The organism is Mesorhizobium sp. P2_C4, from assembly GCF_056404575.1.
Genome location: NZ_JBFUDT010000004.1, coordinates 255,133 through 275,145, shown reverse-complemented (window position 1 = coordinate 275,145; position 20,013 = coordinate 255,133). Strand labels below are relative to the sequence as shown.

Here is a 20,013-nt window from a genome sequence, read left to right as displayed (position 1 = left end):
AATGGGTAAGCGTGTGGCAGACTGCCCATGCGCGCTCAACAACGCGTTGCGGAGGAGCGCTTGGAAAGCGCTGACAGGCAAGTGAACGATGCTGCCTTTGAAAGCTACGGCGTGAGCCACAAGGGCTGCGTGCGTCACCACAATGAAGACAGTTATCTGGTCGAGCCGCAAATCGGTCTCTGGGTCGTCGCCGACGGCATGGGCGGCCATGAGGCCGGAGAGGTGGCTTCGGCAAGCATCGTCGAGCATCTGGCAACGATCGGCATCGCCAGTTCGGCACCGGACCTTCGGGCGCGCTTTGAAGATCGGCTGAGCCGGGCTCATGACGAGATCCGCCAGATCTCCCGGTCTCGCGGTGTAACCATAGGCTCTACCGTCGCCGCTTTGCTGGCCATGGACGGCAGGTTTGCCTGCCTGTGGTCAGGCGACAGCCGCGTCTATCTGATCCGCAACAGCGAGATCTCGCAGATTTCGCGCGACCACACCGAGGTCCAGGAGCTTCTCGACAGTGGCATGATCAGCGAGGCCGAAGCTGAAAACTGGCCGCGCCGCAACGTCATTACGCGGGCGATCGGCGTCAGCGACGAAATCGCCATCGACTTCCAGCAAGGAGAGACCCTGGCGGGAGACGTTTTTGTGCTGGCCACCGATGGTCTGACCGCCCATGTCAGCGATGCGGAGATCGCGACGGCGGTGGTCGCGTCGGCACCGCAGGCGGCATGCGAGAGCCTCCTGGCGATGGTCCTCGACCGCGGCGGCACCGACAACGTCACCATCGTGCTGGTCAAGATCAGAGACAAAGGGAATGGTTCGGACCTGTCCAGGGCGGGAGGCCGCAGCCAATGAGCGCCGACGACAAGACGCGGCTATTGCCCAATCTGGCAGACACGACCGTCGGCACCCAGCTCAGCGGCATCTACGAACTCGACGAACGCATCGCTTCGGGTGGGATGGGCGAGGTCTATCGCGGCCACAACATCCAGACCGGCGATCACGTTGCGATCAAGATCGTGCTGCCGGAATTCGCCCGCGACCAGACGATATTGTCCCTGTTTCGCAAGGAAGCGTCGATCCTCAACCATTTGTCGCATGACGCGGTCGTGCGCTACCACGTCTTCACCATCGATACCGGGATCGGGCGGCCCTATCTGGCGATGGAATTCGTCGACGGCGAGTCCCTCTACGATGTCATGCGTCGCGGCGCGATGGCGACGGAAGACGTCCGCAAACTGTGCCACCGGCTCGCTTCGGGTTTGAGCGCCGTGCATGAGGCAGGCGCGATCCATCGCGACCTTTCGCCGGACAACATCATCCTGCCGGGCGGCCGGGTCGATCGCGCCAAGATCATCGATTTCGGCATCGCACGCTCGGCGACCATCGGTGGCGAGACGCTGATCGGCGGAAAATTCGCCGGAAAATACAACTACGTCTCGCCGGAGCAGCTCGGGCTCTATGGCGGCGATGTCGGCGAACAGTCCGATATTTACAGCCTGGGGCTGGTGCTGGCGGCCGCGCTGCGCGGCAAGCCGATCGACATGGCCGGGTCCCAGTTCGAGATCGTCGAAAAGCGGCGAACAGTGCCGGACCTGTCCGACATCGATGCCGATTTTCGGCCGATCATCGAAGCGATGCTGCAATCGGCCCCGCAGGACCGGCCCGCAAGCATGGCCGACATTGCGGCGATGACACGCGGCAACACTTCGGTGGAAACCGATCGCACGACCGCCGTGAGAGCACGTGACGAGCGAACAGGCGGAATACAGACCGGGCGCCCCGTTTCCAGCACGCCATCGACCACGCCGCCGCCTCCCGCCGTTCCGCTGTCGAGCGCTGCAATTCCTGAAGGCAGCGAGCCGCGTTTCGTTCCGCACATTCGCCCGGCACATCTGTCGCAGCCGAAGCCGGCGCCGGTTGCTCCGGCTCGGGCGATCCCGGCAAAGAAGCCTGCATCAACGGGGAAGCTGACGATTGCGGCGCTGGCGGCAATTGTCGTTGCCGTCGGCGTGGGTCTCTATGCATCCGGATTCGTGGATTTTGGGGGCGGCTCGTCCATCAACACTCCCGCCAAGACACCGCCGCTGCAACCCGACCTGTCAAAGAAGCCAGCCGCGGTGGACAAGCCGGATGCCCCGGAACCACCAGCGCAGCCGCAAGCAGAGACCCCTGCGGCACCGCCAGAACCGCAGGCCAATGCCGCCCCCGCTCAAGAGCCGGAGCCGTCGCCGCCTGTCGCAGCCCCGCCGCCGACCGCGATCGTTCCGCAGCAGAAGCCCGACACACTGAACAGCACTGAGCAGAAGCCGGCTGAGCCGGTCGACAAGGCTGTCGAGCTGCAACCACCGGCCGAGCCGGTCCCGGCGCCGCCGGCAGCCCAGCCAGACGTCGTCAAGAGCCCAGAGCCCGAGCCGCCGGCCAGCCTACCAGCCGAGCCCCAGGCGGCCGCCCCCGAACCGATTGCGCCGGCACCGACTGCGCAAACACCCGAACCCACCGCACATGCACCCGAGCCAAGCCAGCCCAATGCCGGCAATGCACAAAGCCAGCCGGCTGACGTGCCGGCGCAAAAACCGGCCGGTACGGCCGTCGTCTTGAAATTGCCCAAGCCGGAAACCCCGCCGGCGCCTCCCGTCGACGACAACGCGCAACGGGTCGCCTGGGTTCGCGACTTCAGCGGCGGCGACTGTTTTTATGCGACGGTCACGTCAGCCACCGACACGGCCGTGGCGATCGAAGGCATCGGCACGACAGTCCCGCCTTTCCAGCAAATGCTGGGCGGCTTCCAGGCAAGATTCCATGTCGAGCCCGACGTCAGTGTGCGGCTCATCGAGCCAAGCCAGTGCGAAGTCACCAACTTCCTGCGTTTCCTAGGCGCCAGTGCGGCCGACAAGCCGCAGCTTGTGCTCGACCAGACGTCGGTGCCGAACGGCTCGCCAATCAGCGGCACGCTGGTGACGCATGGCGGGCTGGTTTCCAGTGTGCTGCTGATCGACCACAAGGGCATGGCATTCAACCTCGACGACCGTGTCATCGCAGAGTCCGACAAGGCTACCTTCAGCATCCCGATCGGTCTCGGCGCCGCCGACAAGGCCGCCGGCAAGGCCGTACCGCAGCTCATCATGGTGATCACCGGCCCTGAGGAAATTCAGGCGGCATCGTTCTCGACGCCGGTGCCGGCCTGGGTGCTGCTGCCAAAAATTCTCGATGAGATCGGAACGAAGGGATCCGGATATTCCGCGACCGCCAAGTATTTTCGGCTCGGCGGGTAGCATGGACGCCGATGGAAACCCGCCGCCCGCGCTCGACATGCCCGCCCGCAGTCCCGCCCAAAAAGCTGCGTGACGCGGTTCGAGCCCTGCTTGTGCTGATGGCGCGCATGAAGCTTGCCGTGATCCTGGGCGCGGCATGGCTGGCGCTGCTGTCAACCGGCCAGGCCCACGCCGAATTCACCGTCTGCAATCAGACGCTCGACGTCGTCAACCTCGCCGTCGGCCAGAAGGTCGACAATGCCGACCAGACCGACGGCTGGTGGACCATCGGCGCCAATCAATGCGTCAACGTCATCCGCGAGGAACTGACGAACCGCTACATCTACATCTATGCGACGGACGTTTTTGGTCACGCGATCCTGAGCGGGGCGACCGACATGTGCATCGAGCGGCGACGCTTCTCGATACGCGGCATCGAAGAGTGCTGGCAGCGCGGCCATATCGCGGCGCGATTTGTCGAAGTCGATACGCTCGATCAGGCGCGGTGGACCTTTTTCCTGACCGGAAGCAGTCCGTGACGCACAGTATCGACACCAGCTTCAAGCAAAAACGGCAGGCGCGCGCCGCGCTTCGCCGGCGCAGGCTTTGGCTCGGGCTGGCCGCCGGCCTTGGCGTGATCATCCTGTGTTCGATTGCCGCCGGCTTCTACTACACCGCCGACTATTGGTCGTTCGGCGATGAGGACGAGGAACTGCACGCGGTCGAAGGATCGGACGATGTACCGGCCGACGCTTCGGTCTATGTGCCCGCCATCATCGACCTGGCAGGAGACCCGATGTGGATCACGCTGGCGCCGGAGGCTGGCGCGGCGACGAAGGGCAAAGTGGTCCCGCGCCCGGCGGAACTCGACCAGGCCGGCGTTTCGCCGCAGATCGAAATTCTGTCCGACGTGATGCTGAGCGCCAGCGAAAAATTCATGACCACGATACCGTCGACGCAGGAGGATTTCGCCTTCTTCCAGGCGCAGCGAAAGACCGCCGCCGCCCCGCCCGAACCGCCATCCGGCGATCTGCAAAACGACCTTCAGCCATCGCCCACCGCAGACGAGGAGCCAGCCGCGTCGGCCCCCCAGGCGACCGCCGACGACCCCGAAGCCGGCTGGGGTGAAACAATCGATGCCGGCGAGGCCGCCCTGCCCGCATTCCAGAAGACGCAGGTCGAAAACAACACGAGCGTCGCCACCGTCACCAACGAGTATCAACGTTTCGAGGCGACCGAAGACACGTTCGTGAAGATCCTCAACGATCGCAGCCTGGATAGCGTCGCGCTGGATGCGCATTTCTCCGCGGACGATGCCAAACTGGCTGGCGAAGCCCTGAAGGCGCTGTTCAATCGGGACAGCCTGGAGCCGGGTTATGTCGTCGCCATGCGCGGTTTCAGGCCGACCCGCGAGACGACGACGATGTCGCTGATGCAGGTTTCGATCTACGCCAAGAACGTCTTTGTCGGCACGCTGACGCGCAACGCCGCGGGGGCGTTCGTCTCCGGCGTCGACCCGTGGGTCCGCGAAGACCTGTTCAACTATTCGGGCGCCGAGGCCGAAGGCACGCACAAGAGGCAATACCGCCTGCTCGATGCCATCTACTCGACGGCTGCCCGCAACAATGTTCCGACCGGCGTGATCGGCGAAGCGATCATGTATCTGTCGAGAGGCGAGGATCTGGATGCCTTTGCCAGCGAGGACCAGCGTTTGGTGCTGATCTATTCGCAGACGCCGCGCGGCAAGGACGAGACATCGGGACGGGTGCTTTATGTCGGCGTCCAGGGCAGCGAAAAAAGTCTCGACTGTTTCGTCTTCCAGCAGAGCGACGGCCAGTTCGCTTGCGTCAGCGGCGACGACCAGGTTCGCTCGCTGACGGTCGCCAACGGCATGGTCACGCCGGTCAACGGCGTCATGACGTCGACCTTCGGCCCGCGCAAGCATCCGATCCTCGGTGTGGTTCGCATCCATAAGGGCGTCGATTGGGCAGCACCAGTGGGGACGCCGATCGCCGCCGCCTTCGATGGCGAAATCATCTTTCAGGGCGACGGCGGCGGCTACGGCAATGTGGTGAAGATCGCGCATGCCGGCGGCCGCGAGACGCGCTATGCGCATATGTCGAAATTCGCCATCGCCAGCGGTGTCGGCACCAAGGTGAAGGCCGGTGACATCATCGGCTATATCGGCACCACAGGCCTTTCGACCGGACCGCATCTGCATTTCGAACTCTATCAGAACGGCCAGGCCATCGATCCGCTGGGCACGGTGACGGTGACCGCGGTCGCAACGGACGATGTCGCCGTCGAAACGCTGACCGACCGGATCGTTCATGTCGAAAGCGGCGGCAGTGCGCGGGCCAAGAACCCGCTGTCTTCGGCGACCGGCGCCGGCCAGTTCATCTCAAAGACCTGGATCAGGATGATGAACACCTACCGTCCTGAATTGGCGCGGACACTTTCGACCGCCGACCTTTTGGCCCTGCGCTATGACGCCACGATCTCGCGCGAGATGGTGCGCAACCTGGCGCGCGAGGGCGAGGCCTATCTCAGGGCGCGCGGCCACCAGATCACAGCCGGCCGGCTCTATCTCTGCCACTTCCTCGGCATGGAAGGCGCCCATCAGGTGCTGGCGGCGCCGGGTTCGGCGCAATTGAGCGCCGTGCTCGGCTCGGCCGTCATCCAGGCCAACCCGTTCCTCACCGGCAAGACCGCCAGCTATGTCGTGGACTGGGCCGAACGGAAAATGGGTCAGAAGGTCAGGGCCACCGACGCAAGCCCGCAGACGACAACCACGGAGATCCGCCAGACGTCGCCGGAGTTCGAAAAATACAAGCAGGCTGTCACGGCTCTCATAGGCTCGATTCAGGATACGCTGTGAGCCTGTCCCGCGCGTTTCACTGGCAGACCATTTGGTCTTCCTGCTGCCAAGTGGTATTATACAAAACTTTTTTCGGGCCCTTTGTGAACCAAAACTGTGGTCGAGATCACATACGCCCAAGAGCCATTTTGGCAGAAGCGACTTGTGTCGCTGATGAAATTTAGCATGAGCAGACATCAATAGCGCGCCCCCGGATGGGTGGAGGACTGGTCGATGAAAGCGTACGTCGTCTTTCTGAGCGGATTCATCCTGTTTATCATGGCCGCGCTTGGCGCCCAGGCTGCCACGCCCGACACCAAGCGCGTCGCACTGGTCATCGGCAACAGCAAATACGTTCATGCCGTTGCCTTGCCCAATCCCGCTAATGATGCGCACCTCATCGCTTCGACGCTGCGCAACGCCGGCTTCCAGGTGATCGAGGGCGTCGACCAGGACAATGCAGGTATGCACAGCCTGATCAGCCAGTTTACCGAGCAATCCTACGACGCCGACCTCGCCGTGATCTTTTATGCCGGCCACGGCATGCAGGTCGATGGCAAGAATTTCCTGATACCGGTCGACGCCGAACTGACATCGCCCGCCTATCTCAAGACCCGCACCGTCCAGATCGACGATTTCATGGCGGCGTTGCCGCCCGAACCGGCCGTTGGCGTCATCATCCTCGACGCCTGCCGCGACAATCCGCTGGCCAGGACGCTGGCCGCCTCGCTGCCGAAAAGCCGCTCGATGGGCTCGGGGCTGGCGCCGATCGAAGCAAAATCGGACGGCGTTGGCACCGGCGGCATCCTGATTGCCTATGCAACGGATCCGGGCGCCATCGCTTTCGACGGCAACGGCGTCGACAGCCCCTACTCGACGGCGCTCGCCAGGCACCTGACCGAACCCGGCGTTGAAATCCAGAGCGCGCTGACGCGCGTGCGCGGCGAAGTGACCGAGACCACGCAAGGTCGGCAGCGGCCCTGGCACAACGCCTCGCTGGGGCGCGAGGTCTTCCTTGGAAAACCCGCCACGGAAGCGGCGCCTGCCGAAAAGCCTGTCGCCGACGCATCGATGGATACCACGACGACAGTTGCGCCCGTAGCCGCAACCAATGATCCTCCGTCCTGGGAAGTCGAGCAGCGCCTCTGGGATGAGGCTTCCAAGCGCAATTCCGTGCCGTTCTACGAAGCCTATCTCGACCAGTTCCCGAACGGCCGCTTCGCCACCGTGGCGCGGCTCAACATCGATGCGTTGAAGGACCCGAAGGCCGAAAACCGGCAGGTCGCTGCAATCGATACGGACGAGGCCAACGCCAGTTCCGGCTCTGCCGTGCGCACTTCGGTCAGTGTTTCGGACGAGGTGAAGCAAACGCCCGGCACCGAGTTGACGGAAGCTGCGATCGGTCTCGATCGCCAGGGCCGCATCGATCTGCAGTTGCGCATCGAAGCGTTGGGCAACGAACTGGGCCGCATCGACGGAAATATCGGTCCGCAGACCCGCCAGGCGATCGGTGTCTGGCAAGAGAAGAACGGCCTGCCGCAGACCACCTATCTGACGCGTGAGCAGCTGGCGTTCCTGGTGATCCAGACAGATCCGATGATGGATCAGGTCCGCGCCAGACACGCTGCCGACCAGGCCCGTGCGGCGGCGCCGAAAAAGCAGGTTGTGCAGAGGGTCCGCACACAAAAGCCGGTGGCGCAGAAGCCTCGCAAGAAACAGCTGGTTGTCCAGAAAAAGCGTAACCGTGAGACCGTGGTGCGCGAGGATGAGCCACCACCGCCGCAGGACAACAACGATTTCCTGACCAAGGCGCTGATCTTCGGCACCGGCGTGGCGGTGGGCGGCGTGCTCAAGAACTGACGGCCGGTGTTCCAGCCGCACGGCCTCGAACCGAAGAACCGATTTCGAAAACAAAGAGCCCCATCCCGATTCTAACGGGATGGGGCTCTATCTCACTGTTTGGGCACCGAAAACCGATACGGCTATTGCGCCTTTATCCGCATTTCCACCCGGCGGTTGACCGGGTCGTAGGGGTTGGGGCTGCGCGGATTCTTTTCGCCCAGGCCAATCGCGTTGATGCGGGCTGGCTCGACGCCGCTGGCTGTCAGGAAGGCTGCCACTGACTTCGCTCGTCGTTGCGACAGGCCCTCATTGTAGTTCACCGTGCCGGTGGCGTCGGTGTAGCCTTCGACGACGAAGTCGAGGCTGCTCAGCCGGCTATCCTTCAGGGCCTTGGCGAACTCGCCCAGTTCAGCGCGCGCCGTCGTGTCGAGCTCGGCCGAATCCAGCCCGAAATTGATCAGCATATCGAGGCTGGTTTTTTCGGGCGGCGTTTCCTTTGCCTTGGTCTTGCTCTTGCACTCGTCCTCGGTGCCGACGCAAATTCCACGCGACTTGCCGAGGTCGGCTGCACCGGCAAAAAACTTCACGATGTCTTCTGATTTCTGAAGCGGATCGGCGAAAGCGTGGCTCGACAAGAGCACGACCGCCAACGCAAAGGCTGAACTGCCATACCTCATAACGGTTACTCCTCTTTTGAGCATCCGGTTTCGTTGGTCCTAGACTATACCAAATTTCCAAGCCGCTGTCTGTGAACAACCTCATGGAGGCCGCAGCGGCCGCTGCTACCCAGAGCAAAGGACAGAGACTTGACCCGCGCCGCGCCGGGGGCTTGAGTGCTCGGTGAGGAAAAAATAACAGCGATGGCCAACGGGCTCCAATTCAAAACCGCGCGCGATCTGTTCGCTGCGAACGCCGCTGCCGCCCGCGACATGACGGCCGTTCCCACCGACCAGCCTTCGCTCGAATTTTGCCGCCTGCTCCTGGCGGGACGGACACCCGAAGAGGCGATCACCTTCTGCGCCTACCTTTTGCCTGACCGGGCCGCGATCTGGTGGGGCCACGAATGCCTGGGCCACCTGACCGAACTGCTCGAAGAGCAGGACCGCGCGCTGCTGGCGCTTGTCCAGGACTGGGTCGGCGATCCGCACAATCCAGGCCGCCACGCGGCAGTGGACGAAGCGGCGGCGGCACAGCAGAGGACGCCGGCGGTGTGGATTGCCCTGGCGGTAAAATGGCATCTCAATGGTTCGGAGGTGAGCCGCGCGAATGGGTCGCGGCCACTTTCCGCCGCCCATGCCGTCAATGCCGGGATCTTGACCGGATTGGCGCGGGTGGCGATCGAGGACCGTTCCTCCGTGCTGTCAGCCTTTGTCGAGATGGGTATCCAGCTGGCCGAGATCGAGGCGCTGCGCTAGAGCCGGATGCACCCAGAACGCGGCAAGATCTGTATCACTTGCAGCCGCCTTGCGCCCATCTGCCCAGCGCCACCTTGAAGCGCGTGCCCAGCGGGTGCTGCAGCCGCAACACCGAGACGTCATTGGTGACGTAGGTCTTGGCCTGGTCGCACAGCCGCTCCTCGGTCCATTGATGGCAGTTGCTGCATTGATTGTCCCAGACGGACTTTTCGAGGCCTTCGACCGGACTGAAATGCGGTTTTCCTTGGATCAGCTGGGCGATGCTCTTGCCGTCGATCGCCGGGTCGCCAAAGTTGACCGGAACGTCGAAAAGGACCGGCGCGTCCGAGCCCAGCTTGGGGATTTCCTGGCGCAGCTGTTCCAGCGCTGCCTGCGCGTTGGCGTCGGAGGCAGACGGCGTGGCCGCGCTGGCGCCATTGCTGCGCGCGGGCGAACCCGTCTCGGCCGCCGCCACGGTGGAATCGCCGACGATCAGCGGCGCATTGAGATCGACCTTGTGCAGCACGACATCGGTTGTCAGCGAGACGTTGATCCATGGCCTTTGCTTGCCGGCGGTGGCCTTGAACACGTCTGATGTAACCCGGTTCATCGCCTCGGTGATCGAAAGATTGGCGTCGCCGATATGGGCCAGCAAGGCTGCCGAGAACGGCGAATGCTCGCCCGATCCGTCATAGGCCACCTGGTTGGGGCTGGCGGCGAAGGCGACGAGCGTGCCGGCGCCACCGTTTTCGATCGGGATTTCGGCCAGGCCGCTGCTCGCCGCGCTGCCGGTCTCCTTGGCCAGCACCTCGGCGAGAGGATTGTCACGGCACGCATCGAGGAACACCAGCCGGATGCTGGTTTCACGCGACATCTGCCGCAAGATGAAATCCACCTGCACGGCCTCGAAGTCGAGCGAGGTTTCGTCCTCCAGCGCGGCATCCACGGGCAGCAGATAGTTGTTTCCGGCGACCTGCAAGCCATGGCCGGCGTAGAAGAAAAGCGCGATATCGGCGCCGCGCACCTGCTTTGCAAATTGCGCGATCTTCTCCTGCGTCTGCGATTTGGTGAGATCGAAGCCGGAGATGATCTCAAAGTCCAGGGACTTCAGGCGATCGGCCATCGCCTGCGCGTCGTTCACCGGATTGGGCAGCGCCGGCGCATTCAGGTAGTGGGCATCGCCGAGCACCAGGGCGATGCGGCGTTCGGCATTGGCTGCGCTCAAGCTCAAAACCAGCAGCAGCACGGCCAGACCGATGCCGCGCATGAGGCCGCTGCAATTGGCAATCAGATTGAAACGCACCGTTACGACAAATCCCTGTTCAGTTGACGAGCGGCGTGGCGGAAAACTCGATGCGCCGGTTCAGCGCCTTGTTCTTTGGCGTGTCGTTGGCCGCCACCGGCCGTTCCTCGCCGTAGCCGGTGGCGGCGATCTGCGTCGACGGAATGCCGGCCGCGATGATCGCGTCGGCCACCGCCTTGGCGCGCCGCTCCGAAAGGGTTTTGTTTGCCGCAGGCGAGCCGTCGGAATCGGTATGGCCCGACACTTCGACTTTCAATTTCGGGCATTTGCCGACGACGTCGACCACCTCGGCCAGCAACGGCCGGCTCTTTTCGTCGAGCCGCGCGCTTGCCGGACGGAAATAGATGGCTCCGGTGCGCGAAAGCACCGCAAACCGGTTCATGCATTCGTCTTCGCTGAAGGTCGTTTTCGCGGCATCGGTGGCAACCGGTCCAACCTCGGTTGCCGCGCCGGCTGCCGCCGCGACGGCTGGCGGCGGCGCCTGTTTTGCGCCATCAGCGGTGAAGACGAAGTCGAAGGATACCGAAGCGGTCGGCACGATGCTGCTGACATTGGCGGCCTGCTGCAACTTTTCCACGTTGGGAAGCAGGCCAAAATCCTCGACATGCACCGCGACCGGGGCGTCCGAAGCGATCGACACCATCGAGTCGGTGATCATGGTGACGACGGCAGTGGCGACAAGGTCCTTGTCGACGCCGTGCAGGTTGAGTCGAAATGGAATCTGCGCCGTCATCCGCCGCTTCGTCGCCAGATCGGCGAAGGCGGCAGGATCGACTTTCGCGGTCACTTCGGCTGTGGGGAATTTGAAGGTCTCGAAGAACAGGAACCGCATGCGGACATTGCGCAGATCAATGCCGGTGTCGACCGAGTTGAGGTCAAAGATGACCTTGGCGGCGCCGTCCGCTGTCAGCGTGCCGGAGAGGTTCCTGATCTTGTTGGTCTCGACAATGGTGTTCTTCTTCACCGATTGGTAGGTGAGCGTCGAGTTTGCCGGATCGAGCGTCCAGTTCGGTTTTGCATTCGCCACGTCCGGTGCGAGTAGCAACAGCCCGAATACAGTGGCGACCACAGCAAGGGCGCTGACGATGCGCCAGCCCTTCAAAGTCGACCTTTCCTGCCGAAAAAATCCGCCGACCTCGAACATGCATGCCCCCCGCCTTAGGACAACAGACCTCAGTTCCGGTCACGGCGGTCGAACGCAGTGACACCAGCGAGCATAGAACATATGTTTTTGCTTTACGAGTAGCGCCGCCCGCCTGCCGGGGGAGAAGATCGCTCAAAAACTTGTCATCACTGGCGGATGAAAGGTGTCTAAATTCAGAGGCACGCTACGCAATCACGAACGTCTCGGTTGGTGCCCATCGAACGCATGGCCGTACTAGGCTCGGTGATGCCTGTGCAGAGAACACCCACGGGTTTCCTTCATAGCCATGACTATATTAGCGATTCCTTGACAAATGCTCAAAGCTCTGGTTTCCTGACATTGGGGCATATTTAGTTAAGTTCGTTGCGTTTTTTACGAACGGGGTTCCCATGTCGACTTTGGTTGTCGCGGACCCGCGAGGGGTGTATCTCGCCGGTCTGGAGTGGGTTCTGCGGAAGGCCGGACACAGTGTCGTCGCAGAGTGCCATAGCGCTATTGACGTTCTCCCGAATGTGGAGCGCCTGCAACCGGATATTGTCATCATAGGCCTGGACATTGCGGACCGGCAGACGGCCAGTCTTTCTTTTCGACTGAGGGCAAGCGACAGCGCGCTGGGCATCATTTTCATCCTGCAACCAAACGGCAAGTTCGACGTCAAGGAGATACGGGAACTCGACGCCGACGGCTTGCTGTTGGACGGCGTCAGCCACGGCTGCCTCGTCGAATGCGTAAATGCAGTCGGCGCCGGTCGAAAGTGGATCGATCACAATATCCTTGAGCAGCTGGTGATGCCGAGTGCGCTGCATCACTCCGTGCACACGCTTACAGGGCGTGAGACGGAAGTCGCCGGCCTCGTCTCGCGTGGGTTGCGCAACAAGAGCATTGCCAAACAGCTGCATGTGTCCGAAGGCACCGTGAAAATGCACTTGCATCACGTCTATGAAAAGCTCCACCTGGGCAGCAGGGCGGAACTGGCCTGGGCAACTTTCGGTAAAGCTGCCGATCATCTGGGGCCAGGTCACAAAAGCGGGCTTTGATCCCAACCTTCGGCTGGCCGGCAAGGCAAGCTGACAGGATACCGGCAACAGGCCGGAACCCCACGGTATACCGATCGATCCGCCATACCAGCGCGGTTGCCCGCAAGCGCCTGACGCGGCTCGATCTATCGAAGGATGTATATCGTTCGATCAGGTAGGGGCATTCACCATAACACTATCAAACCGCGAATGGACGCGCCCTCTTCGGCGGCAGCACAATGGAGGATTGAAGGCCGCATTCAATGCGCCAGCGGATGCGCTCGGGGTAAGGGGCATCCGGCATCAAGGGGGGGAATCCCCTTTTCTTGATGTGCTCAAAAAAGGGGAGAATCTCCATGGCACTCGACATCGTGACTCAAGACATCATCGTCGACGAGACCACCGGTCTTCAGAACGATGATATTGACCCATCCGATCCGCTGTACAGCAGCGACCCCACACTGCAATATCTCCTAAGTCGCGACGGTCCGGGTGGGCTGTCTCCGGAGGTCGCCTTCCAGGCCAACTTCGTGGTGGCCTCGGCGAGTGCAGGGGAAACCATCAGCTCGGTCGTTCTCGCCAAGGACTCCTCCGGAACCCCATTTTCCACCACCGTCGGCGTGAACAGCGGCCTTAAGACGGTTGATGGCAATTATGTCTGGCTGTTCCAGGACCCAACGCATGCAAACGTCGTGATCGGCGTCATCGGTACCTCCAACCCGGCCGTCGCGCCCGCTGCGAACGGGCCGCTCGCCTTCTCGCTTGGACTGGTCAGCACCAGCGCCACCAATGCGGACCTGTACACGGTCCAGTATGTGCCGTTGTTCCATCCGATCGCGACCAACCCGGACGACCAGATCGATCTGACCGACAAGGTGTTCGCCTCGGTCTCGGGAACCTCCGTGCTCAATTTCAGCCAGCTTGGTGACGCCCCTCCTGGACACAACAATTGGTATATCCTCGACGCTGACACTGCGAGCACGCAGAAGATTCTTGTCACGGCCCACGACAATGGCGTGCAAGCCGAAGTCAACGTCAGCACGCAAGGCTTGGGTGTCTCATCTCAAGACGTGCGCTTTGGCCGTGAGCTTCAGATCGACCTGATCAACGGCGGTACCCAGAGCGCGGGTAAGACCTTTACCGCAGCCGGGCCTGTCTATGACACCCACATCGAGACCGTCTCTGGTGCGGGTTTCTCGATCTCGCAGTCCACGCCGACCAACACCAAAGCTGACATTGAGGTCCACGCCTATAACGAAGCCGGCGACGATGAGGGCGCTGCGTTCCCCGGTGATGCCATCGGTACGGCAATCAATATCACCGGAGTGACTTTCAAACTGAACGGTGTCGATACAACAGCCGCGGCCCTGGGCATCACGGTTGATTTCAGCGGCACAGGACTGATCCTGCACAATGTCGGCGAGGGCGTGACGGTCAATTTTACGACCGCAATAGGAACCTTTGACCGCTTCACCATCAAGAATATCGACACCGAGAAAGACTATTTCGATGTCAAGGAAGTGCACTTTGCCGGCAACGTAGCCAACGCCTACACCGAACAGGTCGGCTCCTTCATCAACTTCGATGATGACGGGCCCAGCATTTCGACGACCGGCACGGAGCCGACGCTGATCGTCGACGAGACGGTTTTTGCGACTGACGACACCGAGAGCTTCGCGGCCAACTTCAGCTCGGCCTTCGGCGCCGACGGCGCCGGCACGGTGACCTACGCGCTGGACTTCAAAGCCGGTGCGACTGGGCTGGTCGATACGGCAACCGGCCAGGCGGTGGTGCTCAGCCTCGAGACCGGCAAGGTCGTTGGCAGGGCAGGTGTCGGCGGCGCGATCGTGTTCACGGTCTCGACCGATGCTTCGGGCAATGTGACGCTCGACCAGCAGCGGGCGGTCGTCCATCCGACCTCCGATCCCGACGAGAGCACGACCCTAGCCGCGGACGACTTGATCCAGCTCACCGCGACCGTCACCGACAAGGACGGTGACCACCAACCGGCCACCCTCGACATCGGCCAGAACCTGATCTTCAAGGACGACGGCCCGAGTATCGAGGCAAACGGCACGGTGCCGACGGTTGTGGTCGATGAGTCCGACTTCACCGCGAACGGTGGCCCGACAGATTTCTCGAGCGTCTTCACCCCAAAAAGTGGCGGTGCCGACGGTACGGCGGCAGTCGCCATCACCTACGCACTGGCCGCGTCCGGCGCGTCAGGTCTCACCGACACCCTTACCGGTCAGTCGGTCGTTCTGTCGACAGTCGGTGGAATGGTTTACGGCAAGAACGGCGACGGCGACACGGTGTTCACGATCAGCGTGGACACCAGCGGCAACGTGACGCTTGACCAGTCACGCGCCGTGGTTCACCCGACGAATGATCCAAACGAGTCGGTGTTCATGTCGAACGCAAACCTCGTCACGCTGACGGCGATCATTACCGACCGCGACGGGGATACGGATAGCGCCTCAGTAGGCATCGGCACAGCGTTCGAGTTCAAGGACGACGGGCCGACGATCACGCAGGCGTTCGACGCCGATCCAGTTGCTCCGGGTGTCCAAAGCCCTGAGACTCTTACCAACGCGGTCGGTTCGACGGCTGGCGGACTCTTCGGATACAACATCGGCCACGATGTCTTCGCGACCTATGACGCCACGCACTCGGACTTCGTCGACAAGGACAATGTTCTGCCCGGCATCCAGCTCGAGCTCACCGGTCATATGTCTGGTCTTGTATCGGGTCAGGATACTCAGTTCATCACCAAGAGCGCGACGCTCCAGTCGGAAAGCGCCACCCAGGCGACGTTCAACTGGAGCGCCACCTACGACAGCGACCCGGACACGGCTGGCGAGCAGGCGGGGTCGGTGGGCGGTACCCTGGTCTTCAACAAGGCCACCGGCACTTATAGCCTGACCTTGAACGACGCGGCCGAGGGCTTCACCAAAGACATCCTGCACACCAGTGAACTTATATCCAAGGAGCCCACCAGTAACACGGGGCACCCGTTGATCGTGGTGGAGAAGCTCTTCGACGCGACTACCACGCCGGAAACGACCGACCGGGACTTCTTCGTGCAGTTCACCGCGAACACGGCAACCTCGGCCATCGCGTTAGGTCTTGGTGATGACGACGGCGCTCCCGTTGCCGGTGACAAGGTTTGGAACCCCGGCCAGTTCGTCACCAACAATCACGAGGACTGGGTTTCTGCAACCCAGTCCACGAACGGGGTCGCTGGTGACACCATCCAGAAGGGCGAGGCACTGACGCTACGGTTCTTCGACACCTCACCGGGTATCTTGACCGACAACGGTGCCAATCACGTCCCGACCCAGACTGCTGCCGACATGGCCATCAAGTTCGACGGTATCGGCAACGAGGACTTGATGGTCATCGTCAACCTCGTGTCTGCTACTAACCCGGCCCTCACGACGACGAAGGCGATCTACATCTCGAACGCCGACATTTTCAAGACGGGGCAGGTACCTCTCGCATACGCCGCAGACTTCCCGCTTGATAACAACGACGGCCTCGTCGTCATTGAGCGGAACGACTACAACGGTGCCGGTGAGAACTGGGTGCTCCAAGGTGTCCAGATCATGCAGTCCGGTAACGGTCTGGTCGGGGCAGGTAGTGCGCCGGCCGGTACCAACGCCGCTCTCGGCGGTGCTACAGCGATCGACCTGAATAGCGCGACCGGCGCGAACGGTGGCAGCCTGTCCGCCCCGTTGGTGGTCTGGGACAACGACGTCGCCAAGGTGAACGGGGTGGATACAGCCGTCGCCGACAACGACGTCATCAAGATCGTCGACATCGGCTTCACCTCGACGCAGACCACGACACCGGACGCGCACCTCGACTTCGGCGTCCAGTTGCACGACGCGGACGGCGACACGACCGCCATCCAGCACATTCTCGTGGACGTCGTCTGACACTTGACAAACGGGGGCAGCCAACGCTGCCCCCGTACCGCGGTCTCTTGCCCGAGATGTCATCCCGCACACCAGAGACACAATGATGAAAACCAAGCAACAGCCCACTGCCCTGCAAGTGGTGATGAAAGAGGCCAGGCGCGCCATCCGGCCGCTTGTCTGGTTCAGCGGCGGTATCAACATGCTGATGCTGACCGGGGCTCTTTATATGCTCCAGGTCTACCACCGCGTACTCGGCAGCCATAGTCTGGAGACGCTGGTGATGCTGTCGCTGATGGCGGCGGGGGCACTCGCGACAATGGCGGGGTTGGAGGTGGTGCGGGGGCGTCTTCTGGCTAAAGTCGGAGCGTGGATGAGCGCGCGGTTGGCACCGGTTCTGCTGACCGCATCGGTGGAATACGCCGCTTGTGCCCCCGGTCAGCTTAACGCGCGACCACTGCGCGACCTCGACCAAGTACGAAATTTCTTCACCAGCCCGAGCATCTTCCCGATCCTCGACGCGCCCTGGGCACCGATCTTCTTTGCCACCATTTTCCTCATGCACCCCTGGCTGGGCTGGCTGGCACTCTGCGGCGGGCTCGTGCTGTTCGCACTCGCTTTGCTGAACGAGTACATCACCCGCAAACCGTTGACGGAGGCCACAAGCGCACAGTCGCGGGCCTACGTGCAGGCTGAGGCGGCGATCCGCAACGCCGAGGTCGTGCAGGCGATGGGCATGTTGAAGCCCCTGCTGGAGGCCTGGAAGGCCCAGCAGGACGAGGCAAACAAAGGACAAGTTCTTGCCGCCAACCGGGGCGGCGTCATCACGGCCATCGCACGTTGCCACCGCCTGGCCCTCCAGATGGCCATCCTCGGCCTCGGCGCCTATCTGGTATTGCAGAACGAGGCCTCACCCGGCATCATGATCTCCGCCTCAATCCTGATGGGGCGCGCGTTGGCACCGGTCGAGCAAGCGATCGCCACGTGGAAGGCGACGGTCGGGGCACGCGCCGCTTACAAGCGTCTTACAGCGGTCGCCGGTCAATACCCAGAGGTCAAGCCGGTGCTGCCGTTGCCTCGTCCGAAAGGTAAGTTCGAGGCCGAAAACATCACGCTCGGCCGACAGGGCGGTGAGCCAATCCTGAAGGGGATCAGTTTCCAACTCAGCCCCGGCGAATCGATGGCACTGATCGGCCCAAGCGGGGCCGGCAAGACCAGCCTGGCGCGAGTACTGGCCGGCGCCTGGCGTCCATCTGGTGGTCGCGCGCTGCTCGACGGCATGAATGTCGCCGAATGGGCGGCGGAGGACCGGGGCCGGTACGTCGGCTACCTGCCGCAGGACATCGAGCTCTTCGCCGGCACAGTCTCAGATAACATCGCCCGCTTTGCGACTGTCAACCCAACGGTCTTCAAGCACGTGGTCAGGGCCGCGCAGTTGGCGGGCGTCCACGAACTGATCAAGGGACTGCCGAAAGGCTACGCCACCGAGATCGGCGAGGCGGGCGCAATTCTGTCAGGCGGGCAACGCCAGCGTATCGGGTTGGCACGGGCGCTCTACGGCGACCCCGCAATCCTTATCCTTGACGAACCCAACTCCAACCTCGACCACGAGGGCGAGGAGGCATTGATCGCCGCCCTCGGCGTGGTCAAGGCGACGAAAACAACCGTTATCCTGATTGCGCACCGACCGAACATGATGGAGAAGGTAGACAAGATATTGGTCCTCAACCGGGGCCAACAAGAGCTCTACGGTCCACGTGACTACGTCTTCAATGAACTCGCCGCGCGCATCCGCAAGGTAAATCAAATACCAGCGAGTCCGATGCCAGAAATCTCCGCCGCCGTGATCGGCGTCAGCAACGGTCCACTTCCCTCTTCGAAGCGTGCGTCGCGTCCAAGCGCATTGGGCACGACCATAGTGGCGAACCAGGCATGACGATGAGAACAGACATGAACGTCGTGCCGTTGCCACTCCCGCCACCCTCCCTGCTGGAACCGGTACCTCTGCGTCTGACCGGCGTGACGTGTACCGGCTTCGCGATCATGTTCCTGTTCTTCGGCGTGGCCGGGGGCTGGGCGGCGCTGGCGCCTCTAGACAGCGCCGCAGTGGCGCCGGGCGTTATCAAGGTCGCCGGCGACCGCAAGCTCATCCAGCACCTCGAGGGTGGCATCATCGCGGAGTTGAACGCCGCCAACGGCGATATCGTCAAGGCGGGCAAGATCCTGATCCGACTCGACGACACACAGCCAAAGGCGCAGCTCGACCTGATCCAGAACCGGATAGCAACGCGTGAGGCGCTCGCCGCGCGTCTGAGGGCTGAGCGTGACGGCAAGGCCGAGATCGAGTTCGATCCGGCGCTGCTCGTAAGCCCCGCCAGCGCAGCAAAGGACGCGGTGGCCGCACAGCGTGACGTGTTCGCGGCGAAACACCACAACTTGGCGGACGAGCGGGAGATTCTCGGCCAACGCCGTCACCAAAGCGAAGACGAGATAGCGGGACTGCAGCAGCTTATCGTCACCGAGGACAAGCAGATCGAGGCAATCGAGAGTGAAAACAAGGACCTGGAGACCCTGCTGGCGAAGGGGCTGACCACCCGCGAGCGGAACCTGTTGCTCAGGCGACAACAGCGGGAAATCGAGGGGGAGCGCGCTACCAACGTAGCGGCAATCGCTCGTGCTAGAAGCGCAATGGCCGAGATCGACATGCAAATCCTGAACCTCAACACAGTGCGGCTGAACGAGGCCGTCGAGGATTTGAGCAAGGTCGAGGCGGAGTTGTTCGACCTCGGACAGCAGGAGCGTTCCGCCAAGGACGTGCTTGCCCGTACCAATGTCGTTGCCCCGGTTGACGGCATCGTCATGGACCTGAAGGTCCATACGGCTGGCGGTGTCGTGAAACCCGGTGAAACCTTGATGACGGTCGTGCCGCTCGGACAACAACTCGTGGTCGAGGCCATGGTCAAGCCGGAGGACGTCGAGACCATCGCCCCTGGACAGCCCGCGCGCGTCAGCTTCCCCGCCTTCGCCCGCTACAACCTGCCGCCGCTCGACGGCGTCGTGGAGATCGTGTCGGCCGACCGCATGACGGAGGAGCGCAGCGGGGCGCCGTATTTCGCCGCGACAGTGCTGATCGACAACAGCGAGCTCACCAAGCTGGAAGGCCGCAAGCTGCTGCCCGGCATGTCGAGCGAGACGATGATCCGGACGGGTGCTCGCACCGTGCTTTCCTACCTCGCCGAGCCGATCACGCAGAACTTCCGCCGAGCGATGCGGGAGAAATAGCCGCAGGCCGCCC

12 protein-coding genes and 2 pseudogenes are annotated in these 20,013 nt (G+C 62.5%); 10 read left to right on the top strand and 4 right to left on the bottom strand.

Translation table 11 applies throughout. The features are described from left to right. Positions 1 to 81 precede the first annotated feature (81 nt). From AC1DX6_RS17770 to AC1DX6_RS17750, 5 genes are all read left to right on the top strand, one after another. On the top strand, positions 82 to 846 hold the full coding sequence (locus AC1DX6_RS17770) for a PP2C family protein-serine/threonine phosphatase (RefSeq protein ID WP_477315583.1): 765 nt from the start codon (positions 82 to 84) through the stop codon (positions 844 to 846). Further along, positions 843 to 3,266 carry a serine/threonine-protein kinase gene (locus AC1DX6_RS17765; RefSeq protein ID WP_477315581.1) on the top strand — a complete coding sequence of 808 codons (2,424 nt, stop codon included), beginning with the start codon at positions 843 to 845 and terminating at the stop codon, positions 3,264 to 3,266. The genes AC1DX6_RS17770 and AC1DX6_RS17765 overlap by 4 nt, the downstream gene beginning before the upstream one ends. A gap of 107 nt (positions 3,267 to 3,373) precedes the next feature. Then, positions 3,374 to 3,784 (top strand): DUF1036 domain-containing protein, encoded by a 411-nt coding sequence (locus tag AC1DX6_RS17760; RefSeq protein ID WP_477316456.1) that lies wholly within the window; start codon positions 3,374 to 3,376, stop codon positions 3,782 to 3,784. Beyond that, positions 3,781 to 6,123: a M23 family metallopeptidase gene (locus AC1DX6_RS17755; protein WP_477315579.1), complete on the top strand. Its 2,343-nt coding sequence runs from the start codon at positions 3,781 to 3,783 to the stop codon at positions 6,121 to 6,123. The genes AC1DX6_RS17760 and AC1DX6_RS17755 overlap by 4 nt, the downstream gene beginning before the upstream one ends. 213 nt (positions 6,124 to 6,336) lie before the next feature. Beyond that, on the top strand, positions 6,337 to 7,962 hold the full coding sequence (locus tag AC1DX6_RS17750; protein WP_477315577.1) for a caspase family protein: 1,626 nt from the start codon (positions 6,337 to 6,339) through the stop codon (positions 7,960 to 7,962). Positions 7,963 to 8,084: 122 nt separating this feature from the next. Here the strand turns inward: AC1DX6_RS17750 and AC1DX6_RS17745 are convergent, their stop codons facing one another. After that, positions 8,085 to 8,621: an OmpA family protein gene (locus AC1DX6_RS17745; RefSeq protein WP_477315575.1), complete on the bottom strand. Its 537-nt coding sequence runs from the start codon at positions 8,619 to 8,621 to the stop codon at positions 8,085 to 8,087. A gap of 183 nt (positions 8,622 to 8,804) precedes the next feature. On the opposite strand from AC1DX6_RS17745, the gene AC1DX6_RS17740 reads away from it, so the two are divergent. Continuing rightward, positions 8,805 to 9,359, top strand: a complete 555-nt coding sequence (locus tag AC1DX6_RS17740; protein WP_477315573.1) for a DUF6931 family protein — start codon at positions 8,805 to 8,807, stop codon at positions 9,357 to 9,359. 34 nt (positions 9,360 to 9,393) lie between these two features. Here AC1DX6_RS17740 and AC1DX6_RS17735 read toward each other — a convergent pair whose 3' ends face one another. Both AC1DX6_RS17735 and AC1DX6_RS17730 read right to left on the bottom strand, forming a co-directional pair. Then, on the bottom strand, positions 9,394 to 10,641 hold the full coding sequence (locus tag AC1DX6_RS17735) for a caspase family protein (RefSeq protein ID WP_477315571.1): 1,248 nt from the start codon (positions 10,639 to 10,641) through the stop codon (positions 9,394 to 9,396). Between the two features lie 19 nt (positions 10,642 to 10,660). Further along, a complete protein-coding gene (locus AC1DX6_RS17730; RefSeq protein ID WP_477315569.1) occupies positions 10,661 to 11,785 on the bottom strand; it encodes an OmpA family protein in 1,125 nt (374 codons plus the stop codon). A 389-nt stretch (positions 11,786 to 12,174) separates the two neighbouring features. On the opposite strand from AC1DX6_RS17730, the gene AC1DX6_RS17725 reads away from it, so the two are divergent. The 3 genes and pseudogenes from AC1DX6_RS17725 to AC1DX6_RS17715 form a co-directional block, all read left to right on the top strand. Then, positions 12,175 to 12,822, top strand: a complete 648-nt coding sequence (locus AC1DX6_RS17725) for a response regulator transcription factor (protein ID WP_477315567.1) — start codon at positions 12,175 to 12,177, stop codon at positions 12,820 to 12,822. Between the two features lie 335 nt (positions 12,823 to 13,157). After that, positions 13,158 to 16,739 carry a DUF5801 repeats-in-toxin domain-containing protein gene (locus AC1DX6_RS17720; protein WP_477315565.1) on the top strand — a complete coding sequence of 1,194 codons (3,582 nt, stop codon included), beginning with the start codon at positions 13,158 to 13,160 and terminating at the stop codon, positions 16,737 to 16,739. Positions 16,740 to 16,824: 85 nt separating this feature from the next. Then, a pseudogene (locus tag AC1DX6_RS17715) lies at positions 16,825 to 18,531 on the top strand (type I secretion system permease/ATPase); the annotation flags it as partial. Here the strand turns inward: AC1DX6_RS17715 and AC1DX6_RS17710 are convergent. Next, positions 18,525 to 18,635 (bottom strand): annotated as a pseudogene (locus AC1DX6_RS17710) (uroporphyrinogen decarboxylase); the annotation flags it as partial. The pseudogenes AC1DX6_RS17715 and AC1DX6_RS17710 sit on opposite strands and share 7 nt — an antisense overlap. Before the next feature lie 33 nt (positions 18,636 to 18,668). On the opposite strand from AC1DX6_RS17710, the gene AC1DX6_RS17705 reads away from it, so the two are divergent. Beyond that, complete coding sequence (locus tag AC1DX6_RS17705; protein WP_477315563.1) at positions 18,669 to 20,000, top strand: HlyD family type I secretion periplasmic adaptor subunit; 1,332 nt, start codon at positions 18,669 to 18,671, stop codon at positions 19,998 to 20,000. Positions 20,001 to 20,013 lie beyond the last annotated feature (13 nt).